The following is an 18,687-nucleotide window of genomic DNA, read 5'->3' as shown; positions in this document are numbered from 1 at the left end:
TGGGGAGTTTTTTATTAATTTTCATTTACGAAATCGTTTTAAATCTGCATTTTTTTTGGTAAAATGTTGGGCTCTTTCGTGAAAGAGCAACCTCAGGTAAGTAAATGCAACTATTTAAGATTTTTTATTGCGTAATGAGGAAACCTAAACTCTGGATCTGTGGGCTATTGGCTTTAATTTTTTCTAATGCTTTGAGCCAAATACCCTCAGTAAATTTTAAGAACATCTCTATAAAAGATGGCCTGGTGGGAGATCATGTGCTCTCCGTTTTCCAGGATTCTAAAGGATTTATATGGATAGGCACCTTCGCTGGCCTTCATAGGTATGATGGCTATAATTTTAAGGTGTTTAACCGTGATGTGCCCGCACATCATCATCTCAATTTCATAGCAGATAATACGGTCTATTCCATTATTGAAGATAGAAACCATAAGTTATGGATTGGTACGGACAAAGGTCTGAGTCACTATGACCCTGAGCTGGATAGCTTTACCAACTACTATCCTGACCCGGTGCTTCCTGAAAATGGACCAAGTCATGAGAATATCAGATGTATTTATGAAGACGAAGATGGCTTACTTTGGATAGGTACCTACGGAGGTGGCTTAAACCGATTCGACCCTGAAACCAAAAAGTTTTACCATTTCAAATCCAAAGATTCATTGAGTTTACCCAGTAAGCGCATTAATGATTTCTATGTAGACAAAAATCATAGATTTTGGATAGCTACCGAAGGAGATGGACTGGTCAGGTTTGATAAAAGAGACGGCAAGTTTAAATACTTCAAGCACGACCCTGATGATCCATCTACAATATCAGTGAACATTGTTAACAAGATCGTAGAGGATAAATTCGGGAAATTATGGGTAGGCACCTGGGGTGGAGGCGTGTGTGAGTTTGATCCGCAAAACTCAACTTTCAAGAGATATGGTTATGATGCTGATGAACAGGGAGAATTAAAAAGCACTATTGTCAGATCACTACTAGAGGATAGTAGAGGCCGATTATGGCTGGCTACCTTTGGCGGTGGACTAAGTCAATATGACCGTCAGCAGGATAAATTCGTTACTTACATGGCTGAGAATAATGATCCTTCCAGCCTGAGTAATAATATTCTATGGACATTATTCGAAGACCAAAACGGCCTATTATGGATTGGTACTCACGGGTCAGGCCTGGATATTTTAAATCCGGCCAAAGAGGGTTTTGTGCACTATGAAACCAACAAAAAAGAGCAGGGCCTTACCAGTAATCAAATCTCAGATTATTATGAGATGGATGATGGTAAAATCTGGATAGGCACTATGGATGGAGGAGTAAACATCCTTGACAGAAAGACTGGTGAAATCTCTCCTTTTAGTATTCTCAAAGAGAATCCATCCACCACCATGAGAACTATTTATGAAGATGTAGACGGGAATATATGGGTTGGTACTGATCAAGGTTTGTATTGCTATAATCCTGACAGTCAAAGCATTAAAAAGTATGTTCATGATCCTGAAAATCCTTCTAGTATTAATATGAATGGTGTGTACAGCATTATTCAGGATAGAAATAAGGTAATATGGGTGGGCACCTGGGACACAGGTCTTAATCGATTGGAGCCCTCAGAATATATGAAGGCCAACCCGGAAGAAGCACAGTTCATACACTACAAGCATAACCCTGAAGATAAATCTACGATATCTTCAGATAAGGTATGGACACTTTTTATGGATAGAAATGGTACGTTATGGTGCGGCACTGAAAATGGCCTGGATCAATATGATATGAGGTCAGGCAGTTTTATTACCAGGGCTAATCTCAACGTAGGCAGAATCATTGAAGATGAAGCTGGTATTTTATGGATCGGCACTTACGGTCAGGGAATAGCCCGCTTTAACCCGAAAACCAATGACCTGAAGCAGTACAACCAGCTGGATAATATAGACATTAATCTGGTTCTGGATATGGTGGCCGATAGAGATGATAACTTATGGATCGCCTCGATCGATGGTTTAACCAAATTCAATATAAGAAATGAGGAATTTATCAATTTGGATCTGTCTAATGAGCTGGAAAAGAACGAATATGAGATCAACGTGATGAAACGCTTGAGCACAGGTGAGTTCATTCTGGGTGGGGATTTTGGTATAGATATTTTCGATCCAGCCAGAATTAAAATACAGGAAACAGTGCCTGTGGTGGAGCTCACCGATCTGAAGATTTTCAATAAATCCGTGCCGGTAGGAGAGTGGAATCACGAACAAGTATTGGCTAAAACTATTGCTTATAGTGAAGCGGTGGAGCTTTCGTATAAGGATAATCTCATATCCATTGAATTTGCCACACTTTACTTTTCATCGCAGGATAAGCATATGTATGCCTATAAGTTAGATGGTTTTGATCAAGAGTGGATTTACACCAATCCAGATAATAGAAAAGCTATTTATATGAATTTGGAGCCGGGTGAGTATACTTTCAGAGTGAAAGGTGCCACTCGTGAGGGTAATTGGAGTAAGGAAAGGACTTTGAAGTTATTGATCACTCCACCTTTCTGGGATACTCTCATATTTAATCTTTCAATAGCCTTACTATTCGTGATAGTCGCGGTTTGGTTTTATAAGAGCAGGATAAGGGAAGAGAAAACCAAAGTGGCTAGTCAGTTTAATACTGACAAAATGGTGCGGGAACAGGAGATTATAAAACTTAGAAACGAAAAGCTGGATGCTGAGCTCGAGCATAAGAAAAAGGAACTGGCTTCATCAGCCCTTCATAATATGCACAAGAATGAGGAGCTTTCTCATGTACGTGATGAATTGAAAGTGCTGGTGGAGCAGATGGAATCCGAACCTGAGAAAAGGAAATTGAGAAAATTATTGAAGTCAATTGATCATAGTATTAACAATGCAGATAACTGGGAGAATTTTGAAACTAATTTTAACCTGCTACATGAAAATTTCCTGAAAAGGTTGGTGGAAACTTATCCCAGGTTGACGCACAAAGATTTGAAAATTTGTGCCTTTATACGAATGAATTTTGAAAACAAAGAGATAGCCAGGATGCTAAATATTACTCCCGAGAGTTTAGGAGTAAGCAGAACGCGGATAAGGAAAAAAATTAACCTGGATAAAGGCATTTATCTAAACGATCTGATTATGAGATTCTAACCAATCTTTAGAATACCTCTATCCAGGTCACATTCAATTGTTCAGTCCATTATCTTCCCTAGTGATACTTTACGAGCGGCAATTTCCATCTTCATATAAGTAAGCACTTTGTCAACTCTTTGTTCAATATCTAACTTAGATAAATACTTAGAAGGTTGAGATATTTTCATTGCGTGGTTTCTAACGTCGATAATCATAGTCTAAAATGTTTAATTGTTTCTACTCTCTTTAATAACGAAAACCATACCAGTAAGGTGCCGGCGGCTATGTTAATTTTCTTTTAACCTTTAATGAGAATTTCTTCCTTAAGAGAGTCTTGTTTCATCTGCTTTTTATGATACTTCCAGCTGTTTTCAAGTAGGGTTATTATTTCATCACATTTAAATTGGTAAAAGTGGTGCCCTTTCAGTAGTGCCATTTGCTGCATTTGCTGTCTCTGCTGTAGTATCAAAGCCAACAAAATGCCCTTTTCAGCATCGTTTTTAAACTTTACGCTGGATGTTTGAAGAGTTTCGGTAAGAATGTAAAGGTCTCTGTCAGAGCCTAGATAATCTGAAATATCACTGAGTTCTTTTCTGAAACTTTTGATAGTCCGTGGCCATATTTTTTCAATCAACTCTAATTGATACCTGAGATATTTCACCCTTTTTCTCCATTGATGAAAATCTTCCGGCCTGCCGTTTTCATCGGCTTTTTCCATGGCTTCTTTCCCGCGTTTGTAAACTCGTCTAAGATTTGGAGAAATATCTTTAAAGCTTTTAATCTTTGGGATCCATTCTCTGTCATCTTTAAGCTTCTCATGTAAAGATTCTCTTAGTATGGATAGCTTGTCTTCCTGATCAAGCTCCTTTTTGGTAGCCTGTCTTCTATAATATTCTAATGAGTTTAAGGGTGTATTAAAGGTGTCATCTTCAAGCTCAGGATTATATTGTTGTTTGAGAAGATGAAGCATTTCTATAATGGAAGTGTGATCTCTGAGCTTAGAAACTGATCTTGCCAGATCTCTATAAAAATGGTTCTCAGCTTTATATATTTCCTTGCCTATATTATCTCTAATCAGTCTTAAAATCGCCCTTATTTTCTTAAATGATTTCCTAACTGTATGTATAGCTTCATGACGTCCATCTTGGCTGCAATTTTCTAATGTGTCAAAGGCTATGGTCAATTCTTCATTGATAATGCGGTTGGCTCCTTGGCGAAAGCTTTCATTATCTAAAATCGATATACTCATTAATGTCTCTTTGGTCAAATTTTGAGAGTGCATGCTCAAATAGTAATCCACCTTGTAGATTATAAGTCAGCAGCATTTTTTCATGAAATGGAGTGTGTAGCAAAATGCACGGTAAGGGAAGGAAATTTCCCATTATCCTACATGTAATATGTGTTAGGATTATTCGGGCCGAATAATGAAAATGGCACAGATTTGACAGGTAAGCTGGTGTAACATTTTATACAGAGGAGGAGAAAATGAGAATATTAACCGTCATAATTTTATTAACACTTAACGTGACCGTGTTAAGTGCTCAAAAAGCTGATAATTCCACAGCTAAAAAGATCAATTATTATGAGGTACAGACTGATAAGACCATTACCACAGATCATGGATCGGTGCTGAAGGGTAAGAAGTTGTTCAGTAATCATTGTGCAGAGTGTCATGAGTTTTGTGGACAAAAGACGGGACCTTCTTTAAGCAGCGTTACAGACAGGCGGCCACTGGCGTGGTTACTCGCCTTTGTGAGTAGCTCGCAAACCGTGATACAAGGTGGTGATGATTACGCTCAGCACTTATATAAGAGTTATAATAATACAGTAATGCCGGATTTTAAGTTTTTGAAGGATGAGGATATTCTGGATATTCTGGCGTACATAAAAGATACATCAAGTGCTCCCAATCAGGTGGCAGGTGTTAATACCAGTGCTTCTGCCAGCAATGAAATCAGTAAACATGAAGCCAACTTAAACACAGAACCTACCAAAGCTCAGAAGGAGCAAGGTGAGAGATATGATAAAAAGGAAAGCGGCTTTAAAATAGGAATGGGTATACTGGTAATTTTTGTACTCTCTCTGGCAGGTATAATTGTATATACTATCTGGCGCCACACTGGAAAAGCTAAACAATAATTCAAGAAAGATTTATGGAAGAACATGTGGGTACCACCCCGGTAGATTATGTAAAGTCTACAGCTAGAAATTTTGCCAATAGAGAAAAGATTGGTGGTTTACTTTTAATTATAGCTACGCTGGTGGCCGTTGGGATCATGAATAGCCCACTGGCTGAAGGTTATGAGCACTTCTGGAAAGAAAAATATGTAATTGCTAACGAGGATTTTGGCATTAATCGATCACTTCATCATTGGATCAATGACGGTCTTATGGTGATTTTCTTTTTTGTGGTAGGGCTGGAGCTGAAACGTGAGTTCTTGGTAGGAGAGTTGGCTGATAAAAAGAATGCTACCTTACCCGTTATTGCCGCTATTGGAGGTATGCTAACTCCGGCGTTGATATATGTGCTGTTCAATGCTGGAGGTGAACATCTAAAAGGTTGGGGAGTGCCTATGGCTACCGATATTGCCTATTCTTTAGGTATAATTGCCCTGCTGGGCAAGCGTGTGCCTATGCCCTTGAAGGTTTTTCTTACGGCTTTAGCCATTGTAGATGATATAGGAGCCATTTTGGTCATTGCGCTGTTTTACAGCTCCGATATTTCCTGGATAAGCCTTGGCATAGGTGGAGGACTTATGGTAGTCCTCTTTGCTCTTAATTTGCTTGGTGTCAGGAGTATAGCGGTTTATATAATTATTGGAATAGCGCTTTGGGTAGCCTTCCTCATGAGCGGCGTACATGCCACACTGGCCGGTGTTCTGTTAGCTTTAGCTATACCGGTGAAAGTGAAAATGGGAACCAAAGTGTTCAAACAAAAAACTGAGGAGAAACTTAAAGAACTGGAAGAAAGAGACCTTGAGCACAAAAGTGCTCTGAAGGATAAAAAGCAGCTTGATATAGTTAATGAAATCAGAGATTATACTAAAAAGTCAAGATCGCCCCTATTAAGACTGGAGAACAGCCTGAGTGGTTTTAATGCTTTCTTTATTATCCCCGTTTTTGCTCTTGCTAATGCAGGAGTTGCCTTCGAATCTGGCTGGACAGAAGTGTTTACAGATGCCGCGGGTCATGGAATTATGATAGGTCTTATCTTAGGTAAATTCCTAGGTGTATTCGGGTTTAGCTGGATTGGCATCAAGCTGGGTTTTGGACAACTACCAAAAGGAGCTAATTGGGGTGCAATGGCAGGTATTGGTTTACTGGCTGGTATAGGTTTCACCATGTCCTTGTTCATTACCAATCTGGCTTTTGACGGAGGTGAAATTATCGATGTAGCCAAAATATCCATATTGTTGGCCTCTTTTACCGCTGCTATTTTAGGATTAATTGTTTTATCTATATCTCTTAGAAAGAAGAGCATTAACTCATAATGAAGAAATTTTTATTGATAGTACTTTTGGCCTGTTCGCTCATGGCCAAAGGTCAGGATTCTATACTTTCGGATTCAACCCAGACAAAAGGGCAAACTGTTTTTCTACCACTTATTTACGCTGACCGCAAGCTTACCTACCTTACTTTCTTTCAAGGTGTGGGTAATTTGCCACCGCTGATCACTGAAGCACGGTTTTCCGGTAGTTATTTTCTTAAAAAGAGTGCAGTGAATTGGGCGTTGGAGCTAAATTTAAATCTTACGCTCAGAATTCATGATAAGTATTCATTCCCAATATATGCGCCATCTTATAATCCGGTGGTCACTTACTATAGAGAATTAAAGGAGTGGGATAACTCTTTCTTTAGTAGAGTGCTTTTCGATCATGCTTACTGGGAAGTGTCTGCCGGCCACCATTCTAACGGGCAGCACGATCCTTTCTACGTGCAGGATAGTTTGGGTAATGATACCGATGAGATCAACATTGAAGACGGTAGTTTCTCCGTAGAGTATCTGGAAGCAGGCATTTCTACTTTTAAAAATCGTAAAAGAAACAATATTGATTATATCTCTAATTTAAAGTTTGGCTTCAGAATTTACCCGACCAAATGGTACCTACCAGAAATAGAAGATCTATATGGTTCTTATCGTACCTTTGCTACCTATAATATTTATCGTATTCCTATCGGGCAGTCTAAAACCAGCTTTTTTGCCAGGTCGCGGTTAAAGCTGCATTCAGGGTGGATTTTTGGTGATATGAATGGCAACTCACCGGCCGATGTATCCAAAAGGCTGATCACTGAATTTACTTATTATTACTATCCTGAATGGCTGGCAGAGATTTCTTTCTTTGCTCAATATTATCACGGGCAGGATTACTATAATATCAATTTCATGCGAACCATGGATGTATTCCGCTTAGGAATAGCCACCAATCCATTGAACTTTAAGGATTTTAAGAAATACCTGAAGGACTAATCATTCTTCTTTAGTACCTGAGATAGTTTTTCACCACCTTTTATGCCAAAATCCAATGTTCTGATTGGGAATGGAATAGTAATGTCGTTCTGATCGTAGGCCTTTTTCAGATTTTTGATGCCTTCGCTTTGGGCTTTTAGAAAGTCAGGCTGCCTTTTGTAATTAACCCAGTAGCGCACTACGAAGTTGATAGAGCTATCTCCAAATTCTGTAAAGAAGAACTCCACATCTTTGTGCTCCGCTAAAAAGGTTATTTTCTTGATGGCCGCCAAAGTTACTTCCTCTACCTTATCCAGATCGTCACCATAAGAGATGCCGCATTTCAAATCAATCCTGCGACTTCCATTAATGGTGTAGTGCCTGTAAAGGTTTTGGAAGATAAGCCTGTTAGGTATTACAACATCCTGACCTTGAGGATCATAGATGGTGGTAGCTCTTAGTCCTATGGTCTTCACCGTGCCAAATACATCGTTAGATTCTATGATGTCTCCCACGTTGATAGGGCTCTGAACTGCCATTATCACGCCTGATATGAGGTTAGCCGCTGCATCTTGAAAGGCAAAACCCAAAGCCAGACCAATAACACCCACACCTGCCAGAACAGATGTAACAGTCTTGTCTAGTTTCAGCACGCCCAAAGCCACCATAATTCCTACCAGCACAATTAAAAATGAAGTGATGGAAAGGATAAGCTTCACCACGGATTCATTATGCATAAACCTGTGCAGGATATTGTTGAGCAGCCGCTCTACCAGCCTGGAGAGCATATAGAAAGTTACAATTACCAGAATGGCAATAACGATGTTAGGCAGCATGATAATGAGCTGATCTAACCAACCTTCTAACTTGTTTACAACAATTTTGGAAGCATCACTGATTTGACTGAACATACCCTATTAACAAATTTTTAATCTATATGGAGAACTAATTTAACATTAATTTTCAAACAGTGTTTAATAATCAACTAGACATTAGATATGAAGCTAAATCATATCTCATAGATGAAGAAACATGAGAGACCACAGACATTATTTCGCTAGAATAAGGACGCAGATGGCGAATGAGCGCACATTAATGTCTTACTACAGAGCGGCCTTGGCGCTTTTAGGTATCAGTGCTTTCATATTTAAATTCTATGTATCTATTCTTTTCAGTGTATTAGCGGCTTTTTTTCTTTTAGCAGGTGTAGGCTTGGCTGCCTATGGTACCATGCGCTATTTTAAATTTCAGAAAAAGATTTTGAAAAAATAATGTCATTAGACATCATCATGCTATTAGCTATTCTGGGAGTAGCTCTAGTGCTGTTTGTTACGGGGTGGGTGGCTGTAGAGTTAACTTCCATTATAGTAATGGTAGCCTTAATGGCCACAGGAATTCTTTCTGTGGAGGAAGGTACTTCAGGCTTTAGCAATAGTGCTACGCTCACGGTGCTGGCCCTGCTTATACTAAGTGAGGGGCTGAAAAACACCGGAGCAGTGGATGCTTTGGGGGATAGGATTCTAAAACTCACCGGAAAAACCGAATGGTGGACATTGATTGTGCTTATGCTCACAGCTGCCATAGCATCAGCATTCATCAATACTACTGCTGTAGTGGCTGTTTTCATTCCAGTTGCATATAGAATGTCAAAGAATTCTAATGTCAACGTAGGGCTTTTACTTATGCCATTGTCGTTTGCTGCTATGATTGGTGGGGCTTCCACCATGATAGGTACATCTACTAACCTGCTAATCAATGCGATAAGCCAGAGCTATGGCGTAGATAAGTTCAGAATATTTGACCTATCTCTGTTAGGGCTGATCTTATTTGTGGCCCTTGTGATCTATATGCTTTTTATAGGCCGATTTTTCCTGAAGAAAAACACCAAGAATGTAGAGGTGCTGGATAGTGAGATAGAAATCAAAGATTATCTTACTGAAATTGAGATCATTCCTGGATCGACTTTGATCGATAAGGAATTAGCACAAGCCTCCCGACTGGCAGAATCTGAGGATTTTAAAATCTTGAGAATTATTAGAGAAAATGCCTCTCATAGCACCGTACAGATAGATAAATTAAAAGAAGGCGATATTTTAGTTATCAAAACTAACATTAAGGAGGTTTTGAGGTTAGATAAAGATGAAGATCTGAGAATTAGAAGTCATTACAGAATTAGTAGCATTAAAGCTACAGAAGAGGAGGAAGATAATGGTGAAGTTTTATTCGAAGCTCTCATCACTCCTAATTCTAACTTGATAGATCAGAAAATTAAGGATGTAAACTTTGAGCGTTATTATAATGCTGTGCCACTGGCTGTGAGAAAAAGCGGCTTGCTAGGGCAGCAGAAAATGATGGATCATAAGATCAAGTTTGGCGATATCTTACTTATGGATGGCGTGCCAGGGAGGGATAAATTTTACTCTCGTCATGATTGGGTCACCATACAGAAAATAGCCAAGAAAAGCATTGAAAAACATCTGTACCAAAGGGATAAGCTGGTAATGTCCGTCCTTATTTTAATGGGAGTAATTTTACTAGCGGTCAGTAATATACTTCCAATATTAATAAGTGCCTGGCTTGGAGTCATCATGATGGTTTTAACCAAGTGTATCTCTTTTCGAAAGGCTTACGAGAACGTGGAATGGAAAGTATTTTTCCTTCTCGCCGGTCTTATCCCTTTAGGTGCAGCTATGGCTAAAACTGGAGCAGATCAGAAAGTAGCCGACCTTTTCACCCAACTGGCTTGGGGGAATGAGCCACGATTTGTCATTTCTATTTTATTCTTATTCACCGTATTATTTACTGGAATAGTTTCAAATCAGGCCACTGCGGTTCTGCTGGTGCCCATTGCCATTAAACTGGCAGCCAGCCTTTCTATGCCCGCAGAGCCTTTGATTATAGCTATTTTATTCGGAGCTAATACCAGCTTCTTAACGCCAGTGGGCTACCAGACTAATGCCATGATTTATGGGCCTGGTAATTATAAGTTTTCAGATTTTGTAAAGGTAGGAGGTTTATTATGCGTGATTTTCTGGGCTATAGTAACTTTTCTGGTGCCCATTTTCTATACTTAAATTATACACCTCTTTTATTGCCGTAAATGTGAATATGTAGTCTATCTGTATAGTTGGTGCCCAGGTGCTTACAGGCTTCTACAAGCCACTGTTGCTTTTCATTAAGCTTGTCTGCCGTGGTGCCCTCTGGCATAAGAAACACTGTTTCGGGAGAGATTTCATACTTTCTCATCAGGGATGTTACTTCTTCCAAATCTGTTTTGGTAGCAACTACAAACTTGAAAACCGCCTTTTCATTATTAGAAAAGAACGTATAAGCCTCAGGTTTCTCTCGCAGGCTTACGCTATTATTAGAGTTAGAAAGCTTAGCGCTTACATTATATTGATTGATGAGCGAATCAAATTCATCACTGGGGATAATGGTGCCGTTGGTTTCTGTTTCGAACCAATAGTTCTCATCTTCTGCCCTCAGAGCAGCCATAAGCTCCTTTAATTCAGTTTGTTGCAGTAGTGGTTCTCCTCCGGTCAATACCAGGTTTTTGCAGGGTATTTCCTTTAAAATGTCCACAATCTGCTCAGTAGTGAGCTCCTCTATGTATTCTGATTTCTTGAATTTGGAATAGCCTGGTTTCGCATCATTTTCATGTGGAAATGGTGTACTTTCCCAGTTCCAGGTGTAATCAGTGTCGCACCAAATGCAATGAAGATTACAGAGCGAAGTCCTAACAAAAATACTGGGCTTGCCAATGCTCTTTCCTTCACCTTGTATGCTATAGAATATTTCAGGTTTTCCGTTCAGTTTCGCCAGTTTCATAGCTACAAAATTAGACGAAAAAAAGTCAAATACTATCCGTTAATTTAGATAGTAATTACTAAAATATTTAGTAAAATTGTAATATGAAGATGAACGTGGATGATAAACTGAAAATATTGGCCGATGCCGCAAAATATGATGTGAGCTGTGCATCTAGTGGTAGTAACAGGAAAAATAAAGATAAAGGGTTGGGTAATTCATCTTCCATGGGTATTTGTCATAGCTACTCAGAAGATGGAAGATGTATATCGTTGCTGAAATTGCTTCTTACTAATTATTGTATCTACGACTGTGCCTATTGTGTGAGTAGGTCTAGCAATGATATTCAAAGAGCTGCCTTCACCGTGAAAGAAGTAGTGGACCTCACCATTAATTTTTACAGAAGAAATTATATAGAAGGGCTTTTTCTAAGCTCTGGCATTTTTAAGAATGCTGATTATACTAATGAAAGACTCATCAGGGTAGCTAAAACATTGCGTGAAGAGCATAATTTTCATGGCTACATTCATTTGAAAATCATACCTGGTTGCAGCCCTGAGGTAATGGAAGAGGCAGGTTTGTATGCCGATCGTTTAAGTGTGAATCTGGAAATACCATCTGAGCCATCATTGCAAAAGATAGCGCCTGAAAAGAACCATTCATCGGTATATAAGCCCATGAATTTTCTCACTGATCGTATCAAGCTTTACAATGATGAGAAGAAGAGGTTTCGATCTACACCACGGTTCGCACCCGGAGGGCAAAGTACTCAGGTGGTAGTAGGAGCAAGCCCTGAAAATGATTTCGATATTTTGAAGCTGGCCGATAATTTATACAATCAGCAGCGGTTAAGAAGGGTTTATTACTCTGGCTATATACCGGTAAGTGATGATAATCGTCTACCAGCTTTGAAAACTCCTCCGCTTATTCGTGAAAACAGATTATATCAGGCAGATTGGTTGCTAAGGTTTTATGGCTTTCAGGTAGATGAGATCGTAAACCATCAGTATCAGCATTTAGATCTGAAAATAGATCCTAAGTTAGCTTATGCGCTACGGAATATGCATCTGTTTCCTGTGAATGTAAACCTGGCTGATAAGGAGATGTTGCTAAGAATACCAGGAGTAGGGGTGAAGTCGGTGAATATGATCATCCAGGCTAGAAGGTACGGACGGCTGAACTTTGAGCATCTAAGGAAAATGGGAATTGCCATGAACAGGGCTCAATATTTCATAGATGTTCCCGGTAGACCCATTGCGCGTGTGGTGGAAGATCCTTTTAAAATAAAGTCAGCTGTATTGTCTAAAGATAAGAATAGCCAACTCACTCTTTTCTAATTATGATTTTTATCTATGATGATACCTATGAAGGCTTTTTATCGGTAATCTTCGAAGTTTATGATATAAAGACCAGGCCAGATGAAATTCATAAAAAGAGCCATTTTCAGGCTGGCTTATTTGGTGAAACGTTGGAGGTAAATACTGATGTTGAGAGGGCGTCTAGGGTAATTAATGGTTTGAAGAAAAAACTGAGTGCCAGGGCTATCAACAATCTTTATAGATGTTGGCTGTCAGAAATTCCGCAGATTGAGATGGTGATTTTCAGGTATGTAGCTTATGCCTTGAAATCAGATAAAAATATAGAAAGCAATTATGCTCATCCGGATGTTTTAGAGGTGAAAAAGGTGGTGAAGATGATTGGTAGAGAGGTGCATCGCATGCATGCCTTTGTGAGGTTTCAGAAAACAAAAGATGAAGTCTATGTGGCTACCATTACCCCGGATTTTGATGTCATGGCATTGCTACCTAAGCATTTTAAAGACAGATATCAGGATCAACAATGGCTGATTTATGACACTAAACGAGAATATGGCATTTTTTATGACTTGGAAAAGGTATCAGAAATTGTGCTGGAAAATGCTGAGTGGCAGGGAAGAAATAAAGTACAAAGGGCAGTGCTAGATGAGGGCGAGGATGAATATGAAAACCTATGGAAAAGTTATTTTAAAGCCACCACAATTGTAGAAAGGACAAATATTAAGCTGCATTTAAAACATGTTCCCCATAGGTATTGGAAATACTTGCCAGAAAAAAATTAACTCTCAAAGTGAGAGTAATTATGTGAGCTTACATTTCTGCCTTTAGCGAGCTGATGAATGACTTCTTGAAGCTTTTCTTCACTGAAAATCAGTTCATTACTCTTCTTACCGATAATCTCACAGATGCTCAGGATACAGTTTTTCTCTTCTTTGCCAATGTTTTCAACATCTTCAGTATAAAGCACAAGAGAAGTTAATTTAGACCTGAGATCAAGAGATTGATTTTTAAGCTTTTCAGAATAATCCAGAATTTGCCTAAAAGTCTCCTTTTTGTCTTCGTCCATAGCGTTTATTTGTTTTAGGTTACCTGTTTCTGAAATGAAAAATTTTGCCAATCATGAGGTAATTGGCAGAAATTAAATCATCTGAGAACCTTCAAAACTTTGTTAATAAGACTTCAGTATTCTATTAAGATAAGCAATTACCACTTAATAATTCACTTTAATAAGTCTTATTTATATTACCATTTTATGCTGTCATAAGCGGCATAGATGATAATGAGGAAAGGAAGTAGTGGTCTGGATGTAGTTCTTCTTCAAGATAGGTTGCGCTTGCAGTAATGCTACTTTTACACATCTGAACGGCCTGTAAGGCATGAGCTCCTTCAGCAGTACCGCATTTCTTAATGATTTGCTGACATATACCTGTATATTGTTTTAGTAGAGTGCGAGGAACACTATTGTTGCTAAGTTTCATAATGAGCATCATGCCGGCATCAGCACAGTCAATAGCCAAACCCAGGCAATCCATGTTTTCACAATTTTTGGAGCTTATGGTGGCGAGATTTTCACAAGCTTTTACTGTTTCATTAATAGTAAAGAGCAGTTTAGATTTTTCCATATCGGTTGGTTCATAGTTTCAAGGGACAGTATAGAATAATTGTGCCAATGTAAGATTTAAGCCATTTATCAGTATTTGATCTTTTAAATGGCAAGTAATTGCCCAGTGCCATGGGGAAATTTTACACAACTTACTTATGCTCAGAGCGCTCAGGACGGAGCTAAATTGATTCAGAAGGTATTTGTAATTAATTTATATATACCAACCAATAAGTAAAATGCTATGTTAAAATCTTTACTATTTATGCTGAGCTTCATGTCTTTTATTCATTCTGGGGCTCATTCTATGTACCTAAATATCAAAGACTTCGGAGCCACTGCCAATGATGCATCTGATGATCATACTGCTATTCAAGCAGCCATTGATAGTGCTGCTTTAACAGGAGCTACCGTGTTTTTCCCGGCAGGAAGTTATAAGGTGAGTCAGACACTTGCAGTGCCCGCTGGGGTTTCTCTTCTGGGAGAAGGCAGGGGTGTTACATCTACCGGTACACCTTCTCTGGGGTCTATCATTACTAATACAGGAAGTGCCGTTACTATTCGGGTAGCTGGTAATAATGTAAGTATTGAAAGCCTGGTCATCTATGACGATCAAAATGCGGGTGCAGCAGGAGGGATTGAAATTATAGGCGATGGAGCTATTGTAGAAAGTGTGGTGCTCAGTAAACTCTTGATTTCTGGCTTTACAGATGGCACGGCCCTTAAACTGCAAGCGCTAAATGTCGGAGGGGTAACATACTGTTCCTTTTATGATATCAGAGTGCGATATGGTAAAGTAGGCATCTTGATAGATGAGGCCTCCGGGTCATTCATTAATTCTAATTCCTTTTATCATGGAGCTATTTCTGGCGATGGCTTTGACTATGGTATTCACATCATAGGTGGTAATAACACGGTTTTCAATGCTCTGGTGCTGGAGCCTTATAGCTCTACAAGCGGTCATTTTGTGGTAGAGAAAGGGGAGGTGAAAGGGAATGATATCAGGATTGAGGGCAGCAATCAGCCCGATACAATACCACTGATTTACTTTGCCCATAATACCAGGAACAGTGTTCTGGATGGCATTTACTCCGGAGGCCTTACTATAGATGATGGAGATAACGCTGTTAACCTTCGCAGCGGCAAATCTTACAACTTAAACCGTGGATCGAACAATCTCTTTGAGAATAATGCGCTTAGAGGATGTAATGCGAGTGCTATACCTTTTTGGCAGATCTCTGGTGCATCTGCAGTGCAGGAGAGTAGTGAAATCTATAAGACAGGATTTAAGGTGGTAGAATTTACAGTCAATGCTGGAAGTTCTGGATATTTAAGACCAGATCCGTTGTATTTACCGTTAATAGAAGCTTCTTCAGAATATGGCCAGGTAAATTTCGGTGCCTTTGTTAAAACAGATATTGATCACTTTGTAACTACCACGGCAAAAGCTCCTAGTGGACTAGTAACAGGAGGATATCATCCGGGGGATAACCAATGGCATTCGCTGGGGATGACCAGTTTGGTAGATACGGTTTCCAGCTATGATCCTAAATTCTATTTCCACAACCAAACAGCTACTACCCAAAAGTTTTACATCACTATTCCCAGTCTAAGTTTTGGCTATGACCTTCCTACCCAGGAGAGATATTTGACTACTCAAGGTGGTGTGGTGAATGGAACCTTGAGTTATGGAAAAACAAATAACTATGCCTTCTCTGGTAATTTTTTAACGCTTAAAAAGGATGGTAATGTCTTCGACATTTCAGAAACTATAGCCATTACCCGAATAAATCACCTTACAGCGGATAGAATACCTGCTGGTACCATAGTGATACTGCTGCTTCAATCTGGGACTACAGTAGTGAGTAGTGGCTACATCCAGTTAAATGGTTCATACACAGCTGGTAGCAATGGCTCTATTAGTCTAGTTTCTATGGGTGATGGCACCTGGAGAGAGGTGTGTCGTGTGAAATGATCCTTACATCTCATTTTGGGAAACATTATCTCAAATTGAAACGTAGTGTGTACGTTTTAGTGCCGATTAGATGCCTAAATTCCTCATAATCAACTATTTTCATTCCTAAAAATGGAAATAGTCTGTATGGCGGAAAATTTGATAAGGCATTTCTAAATAAAACTTTAAAAAACGTACATGGAAGATTTAATTACAGAAAATGCTGTGGTGAAGCATGAGGAGAGTTTGAATGCATTATTTGTAGAGCTGAAGGGATATATTCCTCTAGAGACGTTAAAGTCGGTTATAGAGAGGGAGTACGCTATGATTAAGCACTACAAATTGAGTAAGTGTTTGGTTGATTTAAGAGGGATTAAAGTTTATGCTCCTGGTGCTCAGGAATTAGTAAAGACAGAATGGTTTCCTACCGTAAAGAGTCTGGGAGTAAAGCAAGTGGCTATCATTATTCCAGAAGATATTTTCGGAAAATTAGCTATGGAGAAAGCTCATGAAGAGCAAACTAAAACGCAAGATAAAAGCACTCAAAACTTCAAAGATATTGAGTCAGCTAAAGAGTGGTTGGCGAATGATGTGCTAGCCTAAGTTATATATTGAGGTGGATGTGCCATCGGGATTTTTGACCGATAAATGATAATATCCACCTCATATTTTCATTCCTTTGACATAGCCATTTGTTTTTCTTTTCTTCAAGAAAAATCAGCTTATGACAAACAAAATCTGGATGACAATCACATCCATCATTCTTCTAATTTTTGCTATCATCTTAGTATTTCTTCCTCAGGAAACATCAGCATATCTCGGTCTGGAAGATCATTTTTCAGTTTTTCTACAACTTCTTGGGGCAGTCTATTTCGGTTTCGGTATGATGAACTGGATGGCCAAGGGTCTACTGATAGGAGGTATATATGGCAAACCCATTGCCATGGGTAATTTTTGCCATTTTGCCGTAGGCGCTTTAGGCCTGGTGAAAATAATAAGCGGAGAATCCAACCTCGCACTGATAGTAATCACTGCACTTTACGTTATACTCGCCGTGGGGCACGGTATGATATTCTTTAGGTCAGCGGCCTAAAGAAAATAGAGATACGAATAAAGAGCTCCATAATTGGTCAGGCAAAAGCACCAACATGGCCCTTCAATCTGATGTGGGTAAATCACAGCTTCTAAAGGCATGAGAATGAAAGCAAATGCCATTAGGAACAAGAGTACTCGTAAAATAGTATGTGGTTTTTTTATCGTATTTTCCATTTCATTAGGGTTATAGCCTATGAGCGTATTTAACTAATGATTATAGCCTAGGTAATTAGCTATTTCATGATAATGAGGCGCTTCCACCTGATACTCTTCGGCTAGTCTTACCAAATCAAAAATGAGTTGCTCCCTTTCATCAGTATTTCCGGCAGCAATATCTTTTTGCAATGAGGCGGTAAATTCACCTGAAAGCTGATCCAGTATTTTTAAATTTTCTTCTACTATTTGATACTCGCCTGAAAAACCAGCAGCATTTTTAATGTCTTGGAGTTCCCTAAGCAGATCTTCAAATAGCTTTCTGTATTTAGGGTTTTCCTGAATATCAGCAGCTTTCACCTGATGATATATACCTACTGCAGCAAATGCTGAGGTGAAACAAAGCTTCCGAAATATAGCACTATTGATTTCAGAAGTATATTTTATATCAACATCAGCTTCTTTCAAATCGGAATTAACCATATATAACTGAGGGTGTTTATCTTGATCTACACCACTGAAGCCATATACGATTCTGAAAATTTTATTATTCTGACTGATTTCTCCAGGCCCGGATTTAAATCCTGTTAGATAAATACAGCCGTCGCAGATTTGCCGATCCTCTATAGCCTTTCTTAGAATACTTCCGGCTTTTAAAGAATTCAATATCGGAATTATAATGCTGTTTTGGTTGCTGTGCTTATTTATTAATGGAGCAATCTCCTTTAAACTGTAAGCCTTTACGCAGACGAAAATAATGTCAAATACCTCGTTTTTTAACTCATGCTCTGCAACGGCTTTGATGTTTTTTACATTTACAGTTTCCTCATTGTAAAGGAAATGCATGGTCAGTCCGTTGTCTTTGATGGTTTGTAGGTGCTCTCCGCGAGCTATGAGGGTAACGTCCTTATTTACTCTGGCTAGAAAACCACCGATAAGGCCTCCTGTTCCACCCGCACCGATTATGAGATATTTCATTACTAGGTCATTAGTGAGCTACTAATTTTAGCCACAATGCTGACATTTGCAACTTTTAATGATTGTCTTGGGGTGTTTTGGATTCAATTTAACTGAAAGGCAGAGAAATTGAGAAGGGGAAGGTTAAAAAATGAGTCTTTCCTATGCGTAGAACGAAGTCAGCTTGAGGTATCAAAATACCTCAAGCTGACTTAAATATAGATCAG

18 protein-coding genes are annotated in these 18,687 nt (G+C 39.0%); 11 read left to right on the top strand and 7 right to left on the bottom strand.

The features are described from left to right. The first annotated feature begins 134 nt into the window (after positions 1–134). Entirely contained in the window at positions 135–3,149 is a 3,015-nt protein-coding gene (locus LVD16_RS19130; protein ID WP_233769892.1) for a ligand-binding sensor domain-containing protein, read from the top strand. 41 nt (positions 3,150–3,190) lie between these two features. Here LVD16_RS19130 and LVD16_RS19125 read toward each other — a convergent pair whose 3' ends face one another. Both LVD16_RS19125 and LVD16_RS19120 read right to left on the bottom strand, forming a co-directional pair. Beyond that, complete coding sequence (locus tag LVD16_RS19125; RefSeq protein ID WP_233769891.1) at positions 3,191–3,346, bottom strand: hypothetical protein; 156 nt, start codon at positions 3,344–3,346, stop codon at positions 3,191–3,193. Positions 3,347–3,429: 83 nt separating this feature from the next. After that, positions 3,430–4,380 (bottom strand): CHAD domain-containing protein, encoded by a 951-nt coding sequence (locus tag LVD16_RS19120; protein WP_233769890.1) that lies wholly within the window; start codon positions 4,378–4,380, stop codon positions 3,430–3,432. 236 nt (positions 4,381–4,616) lie between these two features. Between LVD16_RS19120 and LVD16_RS19115 the strand changes: the two genes are divergently transcribed. From LVD16_RS19115 to LVD16_RS19105, 3 genes are read left to right on the top strand one after another with little or no spacing between them, the layout of a single operon-like run. Further along, a complete protein-coding gene (locus LVD16_RS19115) occupies positions 4,617–5,270 on the top strand; it encodes a cytochrome c (protein WP_233769889.1) in 654 nt (217 codons plus the stop codon). Positions 5,271–5,284: 14 nt separating this feature from the next. Then, a complete protein-coding gene (nhaA, locus tag LVD16_RS19110) occupies positions 5,285–6,622 on the top strand; it encodes a Na+/H+ antiporter NhaA (RefSeq protein WP_233769888.1) in 1,338 nt (445 codons plus the stop codon). After that, positions 6,622–7,599, top strand: a complete 978-nt coding sequence (locus LVD16_RS19105) for a hypothetical protein (RefSeq protein WP_233769887.1) — start codon at positions 6,622–6,624, stop codon at positions 7,597–7,599. The genes nhaA and LVD16_RS19105 overlap by 1 nt, the downstream gene beginning before the upstream one ends. On the opposite strand, the gene LVD16_RS19100 is transcribed toward LVD16_RS19105, so the two are convergent. Next, positions 7,596–8,489, bottom strand: coding sequence for a mechanosensitive ion channel family protein (locus tag LVD16_RS19100; protein WP_233769886.1), 894 nt, complete (start codon positions 8,487–8,489; stop codon positions 7,596–7,598). The genes LVD16_RS19105 and LVD16_RS19100 overlap by 4 nt on opposite strands. Before the next feature lie 121 nt (positions 8,490–8,610). Here LVD16_RS19100 and LVD16_RS19095 point away from each other — a divergent pair, with 121 nt between their 5' ends. Further along, positions 8,611–8,850: a DUF202 domain-containing protein gene (locus LVD16_RS19095; protein ID WP_233769885.1), complete on the top strand. Its 240-nt coding sequence runs from the start codon at positions 8,611–8,613 to the stop codon at positions 8,848–8,850. Further along, positions 8,850–10,652 carry an SLC13 family permease gene (locus LVD16_RS19090; protein ID WP_233769884.1) on the top strand — a complete coding sequence of 601 codons (1,803 nt, stop codon included), beginning with the start codon at positions 8,850–8,852 and terminating at the stop codon, positions 10,650–10,652. Before LVD16_RS19095 ends, LVD16_RS19090 begins: the two co-directional genes overlap by 1 nt. Before the next feature lies 1 nt (position 10,653). On the opposite strand, the gene LVD16_RS19085 is transcribed toward LVD16_RS19090, so the two are convergent. Beyond that, complete coding sequence (locus LVD16_RS19085; protein ID WP_233769883.1) at positions 10,654–11,406, bottom strand: 7-carboxy-7-deazaguanine synthase QueE; 753 nt, start codon at positions 11,404–11,406, stop codon at positions 10,654–10,656. Between the two features lie 83 nt (positions 11,407–11,489). Between LVD16_RS19085 and LVD16_RS19080 the strand changes: the two genes are divergently transcribed. After that, complete coding sequence (locus tag LVD16_RS19080) at positions 11,490–12,722, top strand: putative DNA modification/repair radical SAM protein (RefSeq protein ID WP_233769882.1); 1,233 nt, start codon at positions 11,490–11,492, stop codon at positions 12,720–12,722. 2 nt (positions 12,723–12,724) lie between these two features. After that, on the top strand, positions 12,725–13,483 hold the full coding sequence (locus LVD16_RS19075; RefSeq protein WP_233769881.1) for a TIGR03915 family putative DNA repair protein: 759 nt from the start codon (positions 12,725–12,727) through the stop codon (positions 13,481–13,483). On the opposite strand, the gene LVD16_RS19070 is transcribed toward LVD16_RS19075, so the two are convergent. Together LVD16_RS19070 and LVD16_RS19065 are read right to left on the bottom strand one after the other, a co-directional pair. Further along, on the bottom strand, positions 13,480–13,767 hold the full coding sequence (locus LVD16_RS19070) for a hypothetical protein (protein ID WP_233769880.1): 288 nt from the start codon (positions 13,765–13,767) through the stop codon (positions 13,480–13,482). The two genes, LVD16_RS19075 and LVD16_RS19070, sit on opposite strands and share 4 nt — an antisense overlap. Before the next feature lie 184 nt (positions 13,768–13,951). Next, complete coding sequence (locus LVD16_RS19065; RefSeq protein WP_233769879.1) at positions 13,952–14,323, bottom strand: four-helix bundle copper-binding protein; 372 nt, start codon at positions 14,321–14,323, stop codon at positions 13,952–13,954. Positions 14,324–14,545: 222 nt separating this feature from the next. On the opposite strand from LVD16_RS19065, the gene LVD16_RS19060 reads away from it, so the two are divergent. The 3 genes from LVD16_RS19060 (at position 14,546) to LVD16_RS19050 (ending at position 17,348) form a co-directional block, all read left to right on the top strand. Beyond that, positions 14,546–16,276: a glycosyl hydrolase family 28-related protein gene (locus LVD16_RS19060; protein WP_233769878.1), complete on the top strand. Its 1,731-nt coding sequence runs from the start codon at positions 14,546–14,548 to the stop codon at positions 16,274–16,276. 177 nt (positions 16,277–16,453) lie between these two features. Then, complete coding sequence (locus tag LVD16_RS19055; RefSeq protein ID WP_233769877.1) at positions 16,454–16,858, top strand: hypothetical protein; 405 nt, start codon at positions 16,454–16,456, stop codon at positions 16,856–16,858. A 121-nt stretch (positions 16,859–16,979) separates the two neighbouring features. Beyond that, positions 16,980–17,348, top strand: a complete 369-nt coding sequence (locus LVD16_RS19050) for a hypothetical protein (RefSeq protein WP_233769876.1) — start codon at positions 16,980–16,982, stop codon at positions 17,346–17,348. 209 nt (positions 17,349–17,557) lie between these two features. Here LVD16_RS19050 and LVD16_RS19045 read toward each other — a convergent pair whose 3' ends face one another. Continuing rightward, complete coding sequence (locus LVD16_RS19045) at positions 17,558–18,481, bottom strand: ketopantoate reductase family protein (RefSeq protein WP_233769875.1); 924 nt, start codon at positions 18,479–18,481, stop codon at positions 17,558–17,560. Positions 18,482–18,687: the final 206 nt, after the last annotated feature.

Source organism: Fulvivirga ligni (assembly GCF_021389935.1).
GTDB lineage: Bacteria > Bacteroidota > Bacteroidia > Cytophagales > Cyclobacteriaceae > Fulvivirga > Fulvivirga ligni.
This window is presented reverse-complemented; position numbering and strand designations above follow the sequence as displayed.

Bases quoted from the DNA above. Each gene is read 5' to 3' on its own strand.
- LVD16_RS19120 (WP_233769890.1), bottom strand. From the start codon at position 4,380: ATGAGTATATCGATTTTAGATAATGAAAGCTTTCGCCAAGGAGCCAAC.
- LVD16_RS19095 (WP_233769885.1), top strand. From the start codon at position 8,611: ATGAGAGACCACAGACATTATTTCGCTAGAATAAGGACGCAGATGGCG.
- LVD16_RS19085 (WP_233769883.1), bottom strand. From the start codon at position 11,406: ATGAAACTGGCGAAACTGAACGGAAAACCTGAAATATTCTATAGCATA.
- LVD16_RS19105 (WP_233769887.1), top strand. From the start codon at position 6,622: ATGAAGAAATTTTTATTGATAGTACTTTTGGCCTGTTCGCTCATGGCC.
- LVD16_RS19115 (WP_233769889.1), top strand. From the start codon at position 4,617: ATGAGAATATTAACCGTCATAATTTTATTAACACTTAACGTGACCGTG.
- LVD16_RS19045 (WP_233769875.1), bottom strand. From the start codon at position 18,481: ATGAAATATCTCATAATCGGTGCGGGTGGAACAGGAGGCCTTATCGGT.
- LVD16_RS19050 (WP_233769876.1), top strand. From the start codon at position 16,980: ATGACAAACAAAATCTGGATGACAATCACATCCATCATTCTTCTAATT.
- LVD16_RS19100 (WP_233769886.1), bottom strand. From the start codon at position 8,489: ATGTTCAGTCAAATCAGTGATGCTTCCAAAATTGTTGTAAACAAGTTA.
- LVD16_RS19055 (WP_233769877.1), top strand. From the start codon at position 16,454: ATGGAAGATTTAATTACAGAAAATGCTGTGGTGAAGCATGAGGAGAGT.
- LVD16_RS19065 (WP_233769879.1), bottom strand. From the start codon at position 14,323: ATGGAAAAATCTAAACTGCTCTTTACTATTAATGAAACAGTAAAAGCT.
- LVD16_RS19130 (WP_233769892.1), top strand. From the start codon at position 135: ATGAGGAAACCTAAACTCTGGATCTGTGGGCTATTGGCTTTAATTTTT.
- LVD16_RS19070 (WP_233769880.1), bottom strand. From the start codon at position 13,767: ATGGACGAAGACAAAAAGGAGACTTTTAGGCAAATTCTGGATTATTCT.
- LVD16_RS19090 (WP_233769884.1), top strand. From the start codon at position 8,850: ATGTCATTAGACATCATCATGCTATTAGCTATTCTGGGAGTAGCTCTA.
- LVD16_RS19080 (WP_233769882.1), top strand. From the start codon at position 11,490: ATGAAGATGAACGTGGATGATAAACTGAAAATATTGGCCGATGCCGCA.
- LVD16_RS19060 (WP_233769878.1), top strand. From the start codon at position 14,546: ATGTTAAAATCTTTACTATTTATGCTGAGCTTCATGTCTTTTATTCAT.
- LVD16_RS19125 (WP_233769891.1), bottom strand. From the start codon at position 3,346: ATGATTATCGACGTTAGAAACCACGCAATGAAAATATCTCAACCTTCT.
- nhaA (WP_233769888.1), top strand. From the start codon at position 5,285: ATGGAAGAACATGTGGGTACCACCCCGGTAGATTATGTAAAGTCTACA.
- LVD16_RS19075 (WP_233769881.1), top strand. From the start codon at position 12,725: ATGATTTTTATCTATGATGATACCTATGAAGGCTTTTTATCGGTAATC.